This window comes from Tatumella citrea, from assembly GCF_002163585.1.
GTDB classification, from domain to species: domain Bacteria; phylum Pseudomonadota; class Gammaproteobacteria; order Enterobacterales; family Enterobacteriaceae; genus Tatumella; species Tatumella citrea.
In genome coordinates, this window is sequence record NZ_CP015579.1 from 2,791,369 (window position 1) to 2,809,234 (window position 17,866).

The following is a 17,866-nucleotide window of genomic DNA, read 5'->3' on the forward strand; positions in this document are numbered from 1 at the left end:
TCACAGTTATCCGTCATTACAGTGGTTACAATTATCACACTATAACGAAGGATAAAGATTCTCTGATTACCTCAGAATCCACCTCATTCGCCCGCCTGGCCCCCCTGGCGGGTTTTCTTTTATCTGAGTTTCCCCGCTGCGGCAACCCACGGTTTTATGGTATAAATTCCGTTAATTCGCATGTCTTTTCAGGAACAGACGCATGAAATCCAGCAGTAAAGCCATGCTCATAGTCAACGGCAAAAGTGCTGCCGATGAATTCCTGCGCCAGGCTGTTTATCAGCTGCGGGATGAAGGGCATCAGATTGATGTCCGTGTTACCTGGGAACAGGGTGATATTAGTCGTTTTCTGGAAGAAGCCTGTTCAATTCAGGCCGATACTGTGATTGCTGCCGGTGGTGATGGAACGGTGAATGAGCTGGTTACTGCACTGGCAAAACTTGCCGTGGAGGCTCGTCCGCTGCTCGGAATATTGCCTCTTGGCACCGCCAACGATTTTGCCCGCTCCGCGGCAATTCCGGAATCCACACAAGCCGCTTTGCGGCTGGCTTTACAGGGCGACGTGTCGGCTGTCGACCTGGTGAAAGTGAATGAGCAACGTTATTTTATCAATATGGCAACCGGTGGATTTGGCCCCCGTATAACCACCGAAACACCGGACAAGTTAAAAGCAGCCCTCGGAGGTCTGTCTTACGTCGTCCATGGTCTGTTACGGATGGATACGCTGCAACCTGATCAGTGCGAACTGATCAGTGATGAGTTTCACTGGCAAGGCGATGCTCTGGTGATTGGTATTGGCAACGCACGTCAGGCAGGTGGCGGGCAGCAATTGTGTCCGACTGCTTTGATTGATGACGGGCTCCTTGATATTAGTATTGTCACTGCCGAACAGTGGCTACCGTCCCTGTTACATAATCTGGCAGGCACTCCGGGTAATCCGGGAGTGATCACCAGCCGTTGCCACCAGCTGGAAATCAAAGCCCGACACAGCATGACTTTTAACCTGGACGGAGAACCGCTACATGGTCACCATTTTCGGTTCGAACTGTTACCAAAGGCAATTAGCTGTCGGTTGCCTGAACACTGCCCGCTACTCGGCGGTCACACCGGGCAGATTTGACTAATTACCACCAACGATAAAAATGGTGCACCGGGCCGTTGCCCTGCCCGACCTGCAAACTGTCCGCTGCCGCAATTGCCCCGGAGAGCCACTGTTTAGCTGCTGACACAGTCGCTGGCCAGTCAGGATAGCGTGGCCGTAAAGCTGCCAATGCCGCCGAAAGAGAACATCCGGTGCCATGAGTATTTCGGGTATCAATACGCGGGGTGGTAAAACGCTGCTCAATCCCCTGACTCACCAGCCAGTCCGGACTTTCCTCCCCCCTCAGATGGCCGCCTTTAATCAATACGGCCTGACATCCGGTACTCAGTAACTGGTTTGCCTGGTTTAGCATTTCCTTTTCGCTGGTAGCTTCGCGGCATCCCAGTAGTGCCGCGGCCTCCGGCAGATTTGGCGTAATCAGCGAGACTTCCGGCAACAGTGAATCCCTTAACAGGGCTACTGCCTGTGGATCCAACAATGGATCGCCGCTTTTAGCCAGCATCACGGTGTCCAGCACCCGCCATGGCACTGCCGAATTCGACAGTTCGGCCACCAGCATACGAATGATTTCTGCGTTATGCAGCATCCCCAGCTTCAGGGTATCAATCCTGACATCGTCCAGCACCGCCAACAACTGTTCGCGGACGAACTCAGTCGGCACACGGGAAACCGATCTAACACCACAGGTATTTTGCGCCACCAGCGCGGTAACTACGCTGGTTCCGTAAGCTTCCAGCGCAGAAAACGTTTTCAGGTCTGCCTGAATTCCGGCACCACCGCTGGGATCTGTTCCGGCAATCGTCAGTGCATTAATGCGCAGCATCAGTCACCTCCTGGTGCTGGCCGTGGCGTAATTGCCAGATAGCATCAATCAGCTCAACGGCAAAACTGCCGGGCCCGGCAGACTGGCGGGCAGCCTGTTCTCCGGCCAGCGACATCAGTTGACAGGCCGCAGCTACATGATTAATCCTTTCCCCCGGCAATGCACTGTAGGCAGCAACCAGCGCCGATAGGCCACATCCTGTACCGGTAACCGCTGTCATTATCGGCGATCCGCCCTGCACTCTGATAATCTGACGACCATCAGTGACATAATCGGTCTCTCCGGAGACCACGACAATGGTCCGGTAGTCAGTCGCCAGCCTGACTGCGGCATCCACGGCCCGGGATGAATCCTCCAGGCTGTCGACCCCTCGTCCTCCGGAACCTGCCCCGGCCAGTGCCAGTATTTCTGAACCGTTGCCGCGGATCACCGCCGGTGAAGCATCAAGCAAACGACGACAAAAACTGGTACGCAATGGCAGTACGCCTACAGCAACGGGATCCAGAGTCCAGGGAACTCCCGCCTCTCTGGCAGCGTCCACCGCCAGCTGCATCGCTTCGGTAAGTTCCTGCGTTAATGTACCTACGTTGATCAGTAATGCGCCTGCATGGCGGGCCATTACCTGCACTTCCTGCGGATCGATCACCATTGCCGGTGACGCACCGGCTGCCAGTAAAATATTAGCGGTCTGGGCCTGTACCACCAGGTTTGTCATGCAATGTACTAACGGCGGCGCCAGAGAAAATTGCTGCCAGGATGCAGCAGACTGACGGGCAGAATAAACAGAGGTGATTTCAGACATTTCAACGCTCCTGACGGGCGTCAGGAAACAGATACCGGTGTTCCGGCATCAGACTTCCCTCCGCCGGCATTATCCGGTTCAGGTTCAACGGGTATTTCTCAGCCATAAATGGCACCCCGAGTCATTTGATTAAAATTTTGCGGTTATCACAGCGGACTAACCTTAATTGCGGATAGTAATGCCAACCGAAAGTCTTGTAAATCATAAAAGGCCCGCGTCTCCGCCCTCCCGATAAACTCAGACTTAGTCGCTGTAAAGGAATCCGCTTATCCCACTGGTTCACCGGGCTTTCGGGGAATCGGGTGGATAAATGGCAAACTGCGGGAAGATATTCACTGATCACGCCAGATTAACCATCATGGCACTGAAGGTTGATTAAGAACGCTGTTAAGGCAAGGGAAAAACTGAACAGGGCACGATTCATCAGAAATAATCACAACGGATTTTTCGCTGAACCGTGCCCCGGATTAACGGTGTTAAACCTGAGTTTTAGAACTCAACACTTGCACTCAGAACAAAATTAAGTGGCTCGCCTTCCGGCACACGTAAATTACCGCCGCTGGAAGTGTAATAATGTTTATTGAAAATGTTATTCACGTTCAACTGCAAGTGGGTCTTTTTACCAATCAGCTGATTATCCCAACCGATAAACGCATCAGCCACTATATAGTCCGGCAGAGTAAAGCTGTTGTCCGGGTCGCCCGCCCGGGTACCCATATACTGAGCGCCACCACCAATTCTGAAGCTGCCCGGCAACGGATTAACCTGTACAGTATGGCTCAGATAGACACCACCGGAATTCCGCGGCGCGTTCTGCAGGCGATTGCCATCGTTATCTGAATTAGTTGTGTCATTAACAATTTTGGCCTGGTCGTAGCTGTAATTAGCACTTAAATCCCAGCCCGGATAAATTTCACCGTTTAACTCAAACTCAACCCCACTGGAGCGGGCTTTATTCACCGAGTAGGTATTACCGTTCAGTGACAGCGGAATATTACGCTCATCAATGCGATACAGAGCAACGGTGGCTAACAACGACGGATTGATCTGCCACTTGCTACCCACTTCATACGTGGTGCCGTGTTCCGGTGCGGCAACATTTCCGTAGTCATCCGGGTCGGTTGACGGCGTAAAGGACTTACTCATACTGCCATAGAAAGAAACACTCGGTGTCAGCTTATAGATCAGTCCGGTTTGCGGCAGGAAGCGGTTACCAATATCGTTGTAAGATAAAGTCGATGCACTGCCCGTCGATTCACGCTGCTCATAATGTTGATAACGGGCGCCGGCAACCACTGTCCAGTGGGAAGTCAGATCGACATTATCTTTAAGATAAACTGAGCGGCTGTGGAGACGGTTGAGTAAATTCCTGCCAGCGGTCTTTTCTGTTGTGCTGTCGGTAATGGTCTCTAATCCATACACCGGATTGCTTAAGGTAAAATCTTTATTTACTTTACCGTTGAAAGCACGAGCGCGATAGGTCTGGTCCATTTCATAATCGGTACCAAACACCATATTATGCGTCATGCCCAGAATTTCCGGGGTACCAATGATATCCCAGGAAACATATTTCGTTTTGTGGTTAAAGCCACGGAAGGCATCCGGACGACGGCTCACCACCCCGGTGGTAGTATTAATGGCAGTAGCCGTCACGGTATTACTGCTGTACTGACGCTGGTTCATTCCCAGGGTGACGCGGGTAGACCAGATATCGTTAAACTGATAATCCCAGTGGGTATTAAATGTCTGATTACGACCCCATGCGTGGTTGGAATAATCATCAATACGGGTTTTATAACCAATATTAATCGGTTTGCCATTAACAAACGCAGTTCCACGATCGTAAGGAATATCATATTCAAAGCTTTCATAACTGACAAAAAAGCTGGCTTTATCGCCATACCACTGTAATGACGGCGCGATTAAGTTATGTTTATCAGTACCGAAATTACGCCAGTAACTTTGATCTTGTTTTTCAGCAATCAGACGGAATGCAAAACCTGCGCCCAGAGGCCCGGTAACATCAATACTGCCTGCCCCGCCACCGGTGCTGTTATAATGCCCGCCAACAATGGTATGCCAGTCGTACTGTGGCTTTTTACTGACTACATTGATCAATCCCCCCGGATTTAAAATTCCGTATAACAGGGACGAGGAACCTTTCAGTACCTCAACATGATCAGTAGTAGCATCCAGATTCAGCCCCTGGCTGCTGCGGATGCCATCACGGAAAATAGAACCGTCTGAGTTGGAGCCAAAACCACGACGGGTAATCCCGTCCTCGGTTCCCCCCAGGGTATTTGACTGAGCGGTGCCACTGACAAAGCGCATAGCGTCAGCCACGCTGCTGGCCTGGTAATCTTCAAGCTGCTTATTGGTCACCACACTGATTGACTGCGCTTCGTCAAGTTTTGAGGTGGGTGTTTTGCTGGCAATCGAAGATTCCGGGCTGGAATATCCGGTATCAGCTTGTTGCTTTGCGGTATGTGCCGTTACCGTCAGGGTATTACTGTCGTCAGCAGCATAGCTATTGACTGAAGAAATTAATATTCCGCCAGAAACGACAAGCCACATTTTACTTAACGGGAACTTGTGGTGTCTGAAGTTTTTATTTTGATTCATTACTGCCTTTCCCAGATTCTTAACACGGGTTGTGTTGCTTGGTTAATTGCGATGAATTCCCGTACCCGGTTCAAATGGAACAGTAATGCCCGAAGACAGGAATGATAATTAATTTGTAACAAGACACAGTTGCAAATGAGATTAATAATCATTTCAACATGAAAAAATGTAGTAGTAAATAAAAAATAAATCTTATTCATTACATTTAAGCCGCTGAAACACCACAATATCTATAGACAGCTAATTAAATTTTAAATCAAAAATATCAACAACCTGAAAAACACACCTTGCAAAAACAAGCTCAAAAAAAGATCATAAAGGCAAAAATACCTACTTTTAATGGTGTTTATTCACTACCGAAAAATGTAATGAATCCTGTGAAGAAAGTGGCCAAAAGCATCCTGCCTCGCCCGCTAAACGGCCGACATAACCCCGGGGATGCCCCCACCAAAATCAATGTGTTATCTCCTGCCATCCGTGGTTTGAAATTACAAAAATAATAATCAACATGTTATTAATTAATAAGTAACCGCTCTTACTACAGGTTGTTAACTCAGTAGTAAAGTAACGGTAAATGTAAAAGCCTCCATTTACCTATAAAAGGGAGTCAGTAAAATAATTATTCTTTGCCCGGCTAAACCCTGATCACTTTTAAAGCCGGGGAAAATACAATTAGTAAATAAACCAACAGGTTGATATCTGTTACACCGGCACCGTGACTGTCAGGTAATCCAGACCTGGTCTGTTATTTTCTGTTCTTCAGACCGTGTTTGTTTAAAAACTAAGATTAAAAACAGACGGGTTTATATCACTGCGGGTTTAACTTCACAGTACCGATTGATTCCACCTGAACTCAAACCTCTGGTAACCAGGCTGATTTTAGCTCTGCCGCCCTCGTGTTATCTCTGTTATTATATCGCTATCTGTATACAGGCTTACGGCAACACCAGTGTTGCTGCACTGCCATACTGGCTGGCCTGCCCCTGTTAATCGTCTGAGAGTAAACCCTGTGACCCAACCTTTTGCTTCCCTGTCGCTGCCTGCCGCGCAGCTAGAAAACCTTGCTGAACTTGGTTATACCACCATGACGCCAGTACAGGCCGCAGCCCTGCCGGAAATTTTGCAAGGCCGTGATGTTCGTGCACAGGCCAAAACCGGCAGCGGTAAAACTGCAGCGTTTGGTATCGGGCTGTTACTAAAGATTGATGTCTCACAGTTCATTCCCCAGGCAATGGTATTGTGCCCGACCCGTGAGCTGGCAGATCAGGTGACCAAAGAGCTACGGCGACTGGCACGCTATATTCCAAACCTGAAAATTCTCACCCTGTGCGGCGGTCAGCCTATGGGGCAGCAACTGGCATCACTGGCTCATGCACCTCATATTGTCGTAGGCACACCAGGCCGTATTCAGGAACATCTGGGCAGAAAAACTCTGGATGCCGGACAACTGAAAGTACTGGTTCTGGATGAAGCTGACCGGATGCTGGATATGGGATTCAGTGAAGCTATCGACGATGTCATCAGCTATCTGCCGGTACAACGCCAGACATTACTGTTTTCTGCCACTTACCCTCAGGGAATCGAGAGCATTAGTGCGCGGGTACAACAGCAACCGGTGAGTATCACCACCGGTGAAGTCTCCGCATTACCGGATATTGAACAGCAGTTTTATGAAGCTACCCGCGGTGAAAAACTACCACTGCTACAGACGCTGCTAAGCCACCACCAGCCAGCCTCTTGTGTCGTGTTCTGTAATACCAAACGCGACTGTCAGGAAGTATATGATGCACTTACCGACTCCGGCATCAGCGTACTGGCTTTGCATGGTGATCTGGAGCAACGTGACCGGGATCAGGTGCTGGTTCGTTTTGCTAACCAGAGCTGCCGCGTACTGGTTGCTACTGATGTGGCAGCTCGTGGACTGGATATTAAAGAACTGGCTATGGTGGTTAACTACGAACTCTCTTTTGACCCGGAAGTCCATGTTCACCGTATTGGCCGTACCGCTCGTGCCGGTCACAAGGGCCTGGCGGTCAGCCTGGTTGCCCCGTCTGAAATTCAGCGGGCGAACGCGCTTGAAGATTATATTAGCCTGAAGCCTCAATGGTTGCAGGCCAGCAGTTTATCCGCCACCTCCACCGCCCCGATGGAAGCGATAATGGTAACTTTGTGTATTGATGGCGGGCGGAAAGCGAAAATCCGGCCAGGCGATGTAGTCGGTGCTCTGACCGGGGAAGCGGGTCTGGCTGCCGATATTATTGGTAAAATAGATATGTTTCCGATGCATGCCTATGTCGCTATTCGTAAGTCTGCGGTCACCAAAACCTTTCGCCAGCTACAGCAGGTGAAGGTCAAAGGGAAAAACTGCAAAATCAGAGTACTTAAGTAGCCGTTACCGGGATGACTCGTTTAACGGGCCATCCCGGCAATACTGTGGTTACCCTCATCTGCTATGCCAGCAGCCTGCCACCATCATGCTTAAATGCAGCATCGCATGATACAGTGCCCTGTGGCTTATCACCCGTAGCCCGGGCTTTTCATGCTTCCGCTTTCAATGCGCTTCGGCCTTCAGTTGCAGTAGCTTCAGTTGGTCACTGCGCTGCGCCTCATTAGCCAGATTCTGAAAGTCAGGCCAGTGATAGTAACTTTGTGTTGCCGGCAACTGCTGCCTGGATTGACCGGTAAACAGACGTAATTCTCCCAGCGCAGCTATCGATTCTCCCGCACAAACCACTGGCAGAGTAAGAGGCAAACTGGCCTCAGGCTCACCCGGAACCGGGGTCGGGACACGATCTTCACCAGTCAGATAATTACGCTTAAGCACTAAAAATTTTTCAGGCACTGCTCTGTGGCTGTTCCACCATACACCGTCGAGCATATCGAAATGAAAACGAGTTCCTTCAGGAGATTCGGCGCCAAGCTGCAACAGTGCTTCCGGTAACACGGTAGTCATTGCCGTGTTAAAACCACGTTTACTGTAACCATGCCCGGTCAACAAAAGAGTTGCGGCCAGGCGAACCCCGACCATATTCGAATAGAGATCTTCAGGGGAAAATGCAGAAATTCCCTCAGAAAATCCGGGAACCGATTCAAATCCATACCACTGCGCGATTTCGTGCCAGGCTGCTATCTGAAATGCCACTCTTGCTGCTATCCAGACAGCCAGCGTATAAGCAGTAGCGGGATCGTCTGGCGGCCGAAAAGCGTTGAATACCACGACACGTTTTGCCAGTTCATCTTCACCGGGCAAAATGCTGAAGGCTTTTCCCAGCTTTGGGTAAAGCTGGCTGAATATCCAGAACGTCATATCTGCACTGTCCCGGATATGGGCAGTATCGATAAACCCGCCACGCCTGGTATAAATTATGCCATTGTGCTCCTGGTTAAGTCCGGTCAGTGCCAGCAGTGCATTCCAGTGACTATCATTAAAACTGTGCTGACCGGTACTTCCGGCATCAATCACATTATTAATCCGGTAAAAAGGTACAGGTATTCCCGACAAACGGGTTTTCAGTTGATAGCCAAATGCACAACAAGGGCGCAGCCCTTCCGGAGCTGATAACTGCTTAACTACAGGCCAGGCTTCACCGGCCTGCTGCTGTGGGATGTGAGCAAAATCGATGCTGATTGGTAGTCTTGCTTCCGTTGGTGGAATGCAGAATAACAGCGTCACTAATATGACACTCATCCTTGTCTTCAAAATGCTTCTCCTGCCTGAAAATAAAATGCACTACTTCCCTTGCCGACACCGTAGTCCAGCCGGATATTCATCCCGGGTTTAAATTCAAACCGGTACCCTGCCCCAACCGTGGGTAACCAGCGTTCAGCCAGCAATGTTGAAAAACCCGGAGCCATGGTGCCGCTGCCTATCCAGCCAACAATTCCGTGTCTCCAGCTCAATGCCTGACGGTATTCCAGTTGCGTGGTTAACACATCCCGGTCCCGGTAACGGCCCGGGTAATATCCCCGAAAATGGTTACTGTCTCCCAGCAGCGGCAGCATATTCCAGGGGACCTGCCCCCCGGTAAATGCGCCGTTAATTTCAAAGGCAACCACTCGTTTATCATCCAGCGAACGGTATGCACTGAAATGAGTAGTCCAGGCATCAAACCGCGTATCACTGCCGGTCTGTCGCCGGTAACTGATATATTGCAGGCTGGCGTCAATCCCTCGATGTGGATTAGGCACAAAATCACGACTGTCATAACTCAGGCTGAGCAACGGTCCGCTACTCATTACGCCCCGCCCGTCAGCCTGCTGTTCCGGCCCGGGTTTAAAGGTATTGTGAATGCCACCAGCCTGCATATTATTCAGCGACCAGCCAGCGCCCAGATAAGTGTCAGGAGCAATCCGGCGCAAAAGCTGAGGTATTAAACTGATTTCCTGAGAAATGTACTTCACCCGGTTACCATTATGGCTACCGGCAGCAAAGCCCTTTCCCCAGTACCACGTTGGGGTATAGTTCAGCGTCGCTTCTGTGAATAACCGCCATCGATCGTTGTCGTAGAAACTGTAATTGTTCAGATGCAGACCGGCAGCTCCGGTACTACTGGCATAGCCACTAAGCGTGACCGATGAGTTCTGGCTGATATGATCATCCGCATCCGGACGATAAAGGCCGGCGACCACCATACCCAACCCGACACCCAGTTCAGGGGTATAAAATGGGCCGGGCATGATTCCCCAGTCAATACCGTGCCCGGGATCAAACGTCTGGCTGGCTCCTAACGGTGCCAGCCAGTGGTCAATCTGCTCACGGGACGGCAGATACTGCGCAGTGGCAAACGAAGACCACAATGCTCCGCCCAACACCCATCCTTTCAGTGCCCGGCAATGCATCAGAAACGATATTCTCCGGAAACAAAGATACTGTTACGTTGCGCGAAACCCACTTCGGTTGAGATGTTAAAATGGCGGGTGATATTGTACTGAGCACCAATCAGGATATTCCACGGCGATTGCAGATGCTGTTTTACGTCGAAACGTCCGCCGCCATTTTGATTAGCCATCGCCATCAGCTGCTTTAACGACGCCGGCATCGTCAGATCATTCAGGCTTCCCTTAAATTCCTGCTGAACATTCTGATACATGGTTCCTGCCCAGACATTCAGTTTTCCCGGTGACAGACCAATCGCCCGAATTCCCGGGGTATCAAACCGGTAACCGATTCGTGGTGAGACTGTAACTGCATTAATGCTGCCATCGAGAATATCGAAATGGGTCTGGGTATAGTTAAAATCTACCAGTCCGTACCAGTTTCCTACGCCACCTGCCAGCACTGTCCCCACACCGTAAGTTGTGCCCTTAAATTTCAGCTCAAAATTGAGGTTATCGAACTGACCGGCGTTGTGCATGCTGTGGACGATATTGGAAATCAGCTTTTCCAGAATATTGTCTTTAAAATCAGCCGGATCAGAATCGACCCCTATCGCTGAAACCGAATGACCGCGGGTCTTGCCCACAATTCCATAGATATTCCAGAACGGCAGCACCCAGGCATCCAGCCTCAGGGTACGGGTTTTACTGTACTGCCGCGTTTTGCTGGCATCAATTTTGAACATCGTAGAAGGTAGCGCGACATTTCCCAAACCGAGCCCGGTGAAATTGATCGAACTGACATCAATATTCTGCCTGATATTCATGTAGTTAATTCCAATACCGAAAGGTTCTGGCAAGTCATAACCTTTCTGAATGGCTTTATCGCCAAGCAGCGGGAACCAACGATCATAATGCTTTACCGGTATTGCGCTCTTCGCTGTCGAATAACCGGTGACAGCAGCCTGAGAGTCAGTCGTCTTCGGTAGCTGGTACAGAGATGAAATATCCTGAGGTGTGGTGCCGTAAGCGTTACAAAACATGCTCTGAAGAACTAACAGACTGAGTGCCTGATATCTGAATTTCATTGTTTTACGTTCTGCCATTGCCGGAAATAAGGGAAATTTACCCTTACAAAAGGAGTGGGATTATGCAGGACGATATAGTGGAATTATCAGCATAACGTGCTAACAAAAAATAAATATAAGATCATTAATCTGAACAAAAATATTATTTAATAATTATATTCTGCTATGTGAATAATCATTTATCACTTTATATCAACCAGGAAGCTCGCTTATTCCGTAACACGGCTGACAGAGGCCTGGCAGGAGTTTATTCAACAGTGACTAAAAACGGGGAAGAATCAGCAGGAATGAAGTTTTGCGGTAACGGGAGGCAAACGAATCTGATAAATAAAAGCCACAGGTGATGTTATGCGAAATCACCTGTGGCTGGGCGTGGATTATTCTTCAGCAGGCGTGGTTCTGATCAGGTAATCAAAAGCACTCAGTGAAGCTTTAGCTCCTTCACCGCTGGCAACAATAATTTGCTTATATGGCACGGTGGTACAGTCACCGGCAGCAAAAATCCCCTTCTGATTGGTTTCACACTTACTGTCAACTTCGATTTCACCGAAGCGATTCAGAGTGATGCTCTCACTCAGCCATTGAGTGTTAGGCAATAAGCCAATCTGTACGAAGATCCCTGAAACGGCAAGATCATGCTGTTCACTGGTCTGACGGTCCTGATAACGCAGCCCTGTCACTTGTTTACCATCACCGGTCACTTCCTGCGTCAGAGCATTGACGATGACATCAACATTTTTCAGGCTGTGCAGTTTATCCTGCAGTACCTTATCGGCTTTCAGTTCACCGGCGAATTCGAGCAATGTGACATGTTCGGTAATACCGGCCAAATCAATCGCAGCTTCGGCTCCGGAATTTCCTCCGCCAATCACTGCCACACGTTTTCCTTTGAACAACGGACCGTCACAGTGTGGGCAGTAAGTCACACCACGGGTACGGTATTGTTCTTCTCCCGGCACATTCATATTGCGCCAGCGGGCACCGGTCGCCAGGATGACCGAGCGTGCTTTGAGGGTCGCGCCGGATTCAGTGGCCACTGAATGCAATCCACCAGGGACCAGAGCAGGTAATAACTGGCTGGCAGTCTGGGCCTCGATAACATCAATCTGATAGTCAGAAACGTGCTGGCGTAATGCGCCGGCCAGTTTGATGCCTTCGGTCTTTGGTACCGAAATATAGTTTTCGATATCAACAGTATCCAGAACCTGTCCACCAAAACGTTCACCCATTAATCCGGTGCGAATGCCTTTGCGGGCTGCATAAATAGCCGCCGCAACACCGGCAGGGCCACTGCCGACAATCAACACATCATAAGGCTCACGCTGGTTAAGTGCTTCAGCCGCTTTTTTACCGGCACCGGTATCCACTTTAGTGACGATTTCACTCAGTGTCAGACGCCCCTGAGCAAAACTTTCACCGTTCAGGAACACCGCAGGAACGCCCATGATTTCGCGTTGTTCGATTTCATTCTGAAATACGCCACCATCAATGGCAGTATGGGTTACCTGAGGGTTAAGAATCGCCATCAGGTTCAGTGCCTGCACTACATCCGGGCAGTTGTGGCAGGACAGAGAATAATAAGTTTCAAAGTTCAGTTCACCGTCCAGTCCGGCAACCTGAGATAACAATTCCTGACTCTCTTTTGACGGATGACCGCCAGTCTGCAGCAATGCCAGCACCAGAGAAGTAAACTCATGTCCCAGGGGTGATCCGGCAAAACGCGGACCATGGTTCTGGCCTGGCTGAGTAATCATAAATGAAGGTTTACGAACTGCCAGGCTGTCATCCAGCGTCAGAGTTAACTTGTCGGACAGTCCGGTAATTTCATTCAGTAATTCCCGCACTTCACCGGAAGCTTTACTGTCATCCAGAGTCGCGATTAACTCTACCGGACGGGTCAGTTTTTCAAGATAAATACTGAGTTGGTTTTTTAATGTGGTATCGAGCATAGTGATCTCCTGGCAGAAAAACGGGTGCCGTAGCACCCGTATAAAACAGAACAGTGGCTGGCAGGAAGGTTAGATTTTACCCACCAGGTCCAGTGAAGGAGACAGAGTCGCTTCACCTTCTTTCCATTTTGCAGGGCAAACTTCACCAGGGTGAGTCGCCACATACTGAGCCGCTTTCACTTTACGCAGCAGGTCAGATGCATCACGGCCGATACCTTCAGCGGTAATTTCGATAGCCTGGATAACGCCTTCCGGGTCAACGATAAAGGTACCACGGTCAGCCAGACCCTGATCTTCACGCATGATTTCGAAATTACGGGTCAGTGCACCAGTCGGGTCGCCGATCATTGCATAACGGATTTTAGCGATGGTTTCTGAACTGCCATGCCATGCTTTGTGTGTGAAATGGGTATCTGTAGAAACAGAGTAAATATCAACACCCAGTTTCTGGAATTCATCGTAGTGGTCAGCAACATCACCTAATTCAGTCGGGCAGACAAAAGTAAAATCAGCCGGGTAGAAGAAGAAAACGCTCCATTTACCTTCGGTGTCTTTCTCTGTCAGTTCGACGAACTGACCATCTTTAAACGCATTGTTTTTAAACGGTTTGATTTTAGTATTGATAATAGACATTCGTTGCCCTCCGTAAAAAGTAGAGTTCTAAAGTAACCCGTCCAATCCGCGACAACCAATACTCTGTCGTTATCAATTTAATAACTAAAATCTATTAAACGATGCTGTAGTAATGTGCTGAACTGTTTCGCTTAACCTGTTCTCCGGTATAGAGTTTGCCCATGAAAAAGTCTGCGAGTCTTATCATACGGCCGTACTGTGAAGCCGATCGGCCGTTTCTCAGAACATTGTATCTGTCCAGTCGCCGTAATAACTGGCACTGGCTGGCTGGTGATGGCTGGAAGCTGGAAGATTTTGACCCGCTAATTCTTGGTGAGCAGGTATGGGTAGCCATGGCAGAACAGCAACGCGCTGGTTTTGCTGCCTGGTCGCCGGTGAATAATTTCCTGCACAGCCTGTTTGTCAGTCCACAACATCAGGGAACTGGCGTTGGATCCGCTTTGTTACAACAGATTCAACAGCAATTTACTGCTACCGGCAGTCTGAAATGTATGCTGGAAAATCGTACCGCCCACCATTTTTATCTGCAGCATGGCTGGCAGGATATTGCCCGCGGAGAGGGCGAAGAGGGTCCCTATATTCTGATGCATTATCTGCGTCATCACCATTCAGACAGCAATGACGCAGCTGGCGTAATTACAAAGCGCGGAAGCTGATATCGGGGGGAATAATCTCACCCTGCCAGTAGAGTTTTGCCGCCACAGCAGAGGCCATCTGACGATAGAGTTGAGTGAATTCACTCTCCGGTTGGCGGATAACGGTGGGTTCTCCGGCATCCAGATCTTCACGGAGCGAAATATGCAACGGAATCTGCCCCAGTAATTCGATACCATAATCTTCGGTGAGTTTTTCTGCCCCCCCGGTACCGAAAATCGCCTCGTGAAAACCGCACTGGCTACAGATATGCACACTCATATTTTCCACCACCCCCAGCACCGGTACATCGACTTTATTAAACATGACGATACCTTTGCGGGCATCCAGCAGTGCAACATCCTGAGGAGTGGTCACCACCATTGCCGCGGTTACCGGAATATTTTGTGCCAGCGTCAGCTGGATATCACCTGTGCCTGGTGGCATATCAATAATCAGATAATCAAGTTCCGGCCACAGGGTTTCGTTAAGAAGTTGCAGTAATGCTTTGCTGGCCATCGGGCCGCGCCACACCATCGCATTATCTTCGGTCACCAGATAACCTATGGAGTTAGTTGCCAGCCCGTGAGCCATGACAGGAGCCATATGTTTGCCATCCGGAGAGGAAGGGCGCTCATTTTCCGTACCAATCATGAGCGGGATTGATGGCCCATAAATATCGGCATCCAGTAATCCAACCCGCGCACCTTCGGCTATCAATGCCAGTGCCAGATTGATGGCGGTTGAAGACTTACCTACCCCGCCTTTACCCGAGCTGACCGCAATAATATTTTTAACGCCGTGACCTGACGGCAGATTCTTCACCCGTTTCAGAGTTGCTATATCATGAGTCAGACGCCACCCGACGTGCGAGGCTCCGGACAGTTGTTGCAATTCGCTGTTGGTGGCCTGTTGCAGAGCCTCAAAACCGGACTGCCAGGCAAACGGCATTACCAGTTCGACATGCAATACGTTGTCCAGCAGCGCCACATGATGTAATGCGTTCAGCCGGATCAGATCCTGTTGCAGGGTCGGATGTGCAAAGCGTTGTAAGACGGCGCTCACCTGCTGAAACAGAGCTTCCGGTGAATATTGCTGACGGGAATCTGACATCATCCCTTCTCCTTCTGACAGATTACGTTGAAACCACAACGCACAAAAAACCGCTGTTCAGCGGCTATTGTAACAGATTGCCCCGCTGACCTGCGATCCTGCCATTATCCGCCAGCGCTTGTTTACGTTAAGGGTGCCTTCGGTTACCATTCAGAACTCATTTCCAAACCAACAGAAAGCTACGCAAACTATGAATCAGGTCGCTAAAAAAATAATGGTAACGTGCGCTCTGCCGTACGCCAATGGGTCAATCCATCTCGGACATATGCTGGAACACATCCAGGCAGATATCTGGGTACGTTACCAGCGAATGCGTGGCAATACCGTGTGGTTTATTTGTGCTGATGACGCTCACGGTACACCTATCATGCTGAAAGCACAGCAACTCGGAGTGACTCCGGAGCAAATGATTGGTGAGATGAGCCAGGAACATCAGACCGATTTTGCAGGGTTTAATATCAGTTATGATAATTATCACTCTACTCACAGTGACGAAAACCGCGTTCTGTCTGAACAAATTTATGGCCGTCTGAAACAAAACGGTTTTATTAAGAACCGTACCATTTCTCAGCTCTATGACCCGGAAAAAGGCATGTTTTTGCCGGACCGTTTTGTCAAAGGGACCTGTCCGAAGTGTAAATCACCTGACCAGTACGGCGATAACTGCGAAGTCTGCGGAGCAACTTACAGCCCGACGGAGCTGATTGAGCCTAAGTCAGTCGTTTCCGGTGCAACTCCGGTGATGCGCGATTCAGAGCACTTCTTCTTTGATCTGCCATCATTCTCCGCCATGCTGCAGACATGGACCCGTTCAGGGGCTCTGCAGGAGCAGGTGGCTAATAAGATGCAGGAATGGTTCGATTCCGGTCTGCAACAGTGGGATATTTCCCGCGATGCACCCTATTTTGGCTTCGAAATTCCTGATGCTCCGGGCAAATACTTTTATGTCTGGCTGGATGCGCCTATCGGGTATATGGGCTCGTTTAAGAACCTGTGCGATAAACGTGGCGATATCGATTTTGATGAATACTGGAAAAAAGACTCTACTACTGAGCTGTATCATTTTATCGGTAAAGACATTGTCTATTTCCATAGCCTGTTCTGGCCGGCAATGCTGGAAGGCAGCCAGTACCGTAAACCAGACAATCTGTTTGTCCATGGCTACGTGACGGTAAACGGCGCGAAAATGTCGAAATCCCGGGGCACGTTTATTAAAGCCAGTACCTGGTTACAGCACCTGGATGCAGACAGCCTGCGTTACTACTACGCTGCTAAACTCTCTTCACGTATTGATGATATTGATCTCAATCTGGAAGATTTTGTCCAACGGGTTAACGCAGATATCGTCAATAAAGTCGTTAATCTGGCATCACGTAATGCCGGTTTTATTACCAAACGCTTTGACGGAAAACTGTCCGATCATCTGGCTGACCCTGCGCTGTATCAGACCTTTGTCGATGCCAGTGAAAAAATTGGCGATGCCTGGGCAAGCCGTGAATTCAGCCGTGCTATCCGTGAAATTATGGCACTGGCAGACCTGGCAAACCGTTATGTCGATGAGCAGGCTCCGTGGGTCGTTGCTAAACAGGAAGGTCGTGATGCTGACCTGCAGGCCATCTGCTCAATGGGTATTCACCTGTTCCGGATTCTGATGACCTGGCTGAAACCGGTATTACCGGAGCTGGCTCAGCGTACCGAAGCCTTCCTGAACAGTGAACTGACCTGGGACAGCGTGGCACAGCCACTGCTCGGTCATACTGTTGCGCCGTTTAAAGCACTCTACCAGCGCATCGAGATGACGAAAGTCGCGGCACTGGTGGATGCTTCTAAAGAAGACGCCGCACAGACTCCTGCCCCTGCTAAAGCAGAGAAAAAAGCATCTGCCGCGGCCGAAAAGCCAGCTAAAAAGGCCGAAGTTCAGGAAGAAGGCGTTATCAGCATTGATGATTTTGCCAAAGTCGATATGCGCGTCGCGCTGATTGAGCAGGCTGAACTGGTTGACGGCTCCGATAAACTGTTGCGTCTGATGCTGGACGTAGGTGGTGAGAAACGGCAGATTTTCTCAGGGATCCGTGCAGCCTATCCAGACCCGTCAGTATTGGTGGGTCGCCTGACCATTATCGTGGCAAATCTGGCACCGCGTAAAATGCGCTTTGGTGTTTCCGAAGGGATGGTGCTGTCAGCCGGTAATGGCGGCAAAGACCTGTTTATCCTCTCTGCAGACAGCGGCGCTCAGCCCGGAATGCCGGTACGCTAACCGAAGTCTCCTGGTCTGTTAATTAAAAG

General features: G+C 49.7%; 14 protein-coding genes and 1 riboswitch. Of the genes, 5 read left to right on the forward strand and 9 right to left on the reverse strand.

The window, feature by feature from the left end; all coding sequences use genetic code 11:
• Positions 1-202 precede the first annotated feature (202 nt).
• Positions 203-1,120 (forward strand): lipid kinase YegS, encoded by a 918-nt coding sequence (gene yegS / locus A7K98_RS13385; RefSeq protein WP_087489015.1) that lies wholly within the window; start codon positions 203-205, stop codon positions 1,118-1,120.
• A gap of 4 nt (positions 1,121-1,124) precedes the next feature.
• Here yegS and thiD read toward each other — a convergent pair whose 3' ends face one another.
• The 3 genes from thiD to A7K98_RS13400 all read right to left on the reverse strand — a co-directional run bounded on the left by thiD (position 1,125) and on the right by A7K98_RS13400 (position 5,349).
• Entirely contained in the window at positions 1,125-1,925 is an 801-nt protein-coding gene (gene thiD / locus A7K98_RS13390; protein ID WP_087489016.1) for a bifunctional hydroxymethylpyrimidine kinase/phosphomethylpyrimidine kinase, read from the reverse strand.
• A complete protein-coding gene (gene thiM / locus A7K98_RS13395) occupies positions 1,912-2,727 on the reverse strand; it encodes a hydroxyethylthiazole kinase (protein ID WP_087489017.1) in 816 nt (271 codons plus the stop codon). Before thiM ends, thiD begins: the two co-directional genes overlap by 14 nt.
• A gap of 38 nt (positions 2,728-2,765) precedes the next feature.
• Positions 2,766-2,856: riboswitch (TPP riboswitch) on the reverse strand.
• Positions 2,857-3,216: 360 nt separating this feature from the next.
• Positions 3,217-5,349: a TonB-dependent siderophore receptor gene (locus A7K98_RS13400; protein ID WP_087489018.1), complete on the reverse strand. Its 2,133-nt coding sequence runs from the start codon at positions 5,347-5,349 to the stop codon at positions 3,217-3,219.
• A 287-nt stretch (positions 5,350-5,636) separates the two neighbouring features.
• On the opposite strand from A7K98_RS13400, the gene A7K98_RS21395 reads away from it, so the two are divergent.
• Together A7K98_RS21395 and dbpA are read left to right on the forward strand one after the other, a co-directional pair.
• Positions 5,637-5,849 carry a hypothetical protein gene (locus tag A7K98_RS21395; RefSeq protein WP_157665966.1) on the forward strand — a complete coding sequence of 71 codons (213 nt, stop codon included), beginning with the start codon at positions 5,637-5,639 and terminating at the stop codon, positions 5,847-5,849.
• Between the two features lie 509 nt (positions 5,850-6,358).
• On the forward strand, positions 6,359-7,738 hold the full coding sequence (gene dbpA / locus A7K98_RS13405) for an ATP-dependent RNA helicase DbpA (RefSeq protein ID WP_087490510.1): 1,380 nt from the start codon (positions 6,359-6,361) through the stop codon (positions 7,736-7,738).
• Positions 7,739-7,900: 162 nt separating this feature from the next.
• Here dbpA and A7K98_RS13410 read toward each other — a convergent pair whose 3' ends face one another.
• From A7K98_RS13410 to ahpC, 5 genes are all read right to left on the reverse strand, one after another.
• Positions 7,901-9,049 carry a DUF4056 domain-containing protein gene (locus A7K98_RS13410; RefSeq protein ID WP_087489019.1) on the reverse strand — a complete coding sequence of 383 codons (1,149 nt, stop codon included), beginning with the start codon at positions 9,047-9,049 and terminating at the stop codon, positions 7,901-7,903.
• Positions 9,046-10,188 (reverse strand): BamA/TamA family outer membrane protein, encoded by a 1,143-nt coding sequence (locus A7K98_RS13415; protein WP_087489020.1) that lies wholly within the window; start codon positions 10,186-10,188, stop codon positions 9,046-9,048. Before A7K98_RS13415 ends, A7K98_RS13410 begins: the two co-directional genes overlap by 4 nt.
• Positions 10,188-11,252 (reverse strand): hypothetical protein, encoded by a 1,065-nt coding sequence (locus A7K98_RS13420; RefSeq protein WP_157665968.1) that lies wholly within the window; start codon positions 11,250-11,252, stop codon positions 10,188-10,190. Before A7K98_RS13420 ends, A7K98_RS13415 begins: the two co-directional genes overlap by 1 nt.
• 377 nt (positions 11,253-11,629) lie before the next feature.
• Positions 11,630-13,201, reverse strand: a complete 1,572-nt coding sequence (ahpF, locus tag A7K98_RS13425) for an alkyl hydroperoxide reductase subunit F (RefSeq protein ID WP_087489022.1) — start codon at positions 13,199-13,201, stop codon at positions 11,630-11,632.
• A gap of 69 nt (positions 13,202-13,270) precedes the next feature.
• Positions 13,271-13,834 (reverse strand): alkyl hydroperoxide reductase subunit C, encoded by a 564-nt coding sequence (gene ahpC / locus A7K98_RS13430; RefSeq protein ID WP_038021575.1) that lies wholly within the window; start codon positions 13,832-13,834, stop codon positions 13,271-13,273.
• Positions 13,835-13,995: 161 nt separating this feature from the next.
• On the opposite strand from ahpC, the gene A7K98_RS13435 reads away from it, so the two are divergent.
• On the forward strand, positions 13,996-14,490 hold the full coding sequence (locus A7K98_RS13435; protein ID WP_087489023.1) for a GNAT family N-acetyltransferase: 495 nt from the start codon (positions 13,996-13,998) through the stop codon (positions 14,488-14,490).
• On the opposite strand, the gene apbC is transcribed toward A7K98_RS13435, so the two are convergent.
• Complete coding sequence (gene apbC, locus A7K98_RS13440) at positions 14,471-15,583, reverse strand: iron-sulfur cluster carrier protein ApbC (RefSeq protein ID WP_087489024.1); 1,113 nt, start codon at positions 15,581-15,583, stop codon at positions 14,471-14,473. The two genes, A7K98_RS13435 and apbC, sit on opposite strands and share 20 nt — an antisense overlap.
• Positions 15,584-15,770: 187 nt before the next feature.
• Between apbC and metG the strand changes: the two genes are divergently transcribed.
• Positions 15,771-17,837 (forward strand): methionine--tRNA ligase, encoded by a 2,067-nt coding sequence (gene metG, locus A7K98_RS13445; protein ID WP_087489025.1) that lies wholly within the window; start codon positions 15,771-15,773, stop codon positions 17,835-17,837.
• The last annotated feature ends 29 nt before the right edge of the window (positions 17,838-17,866 follow it).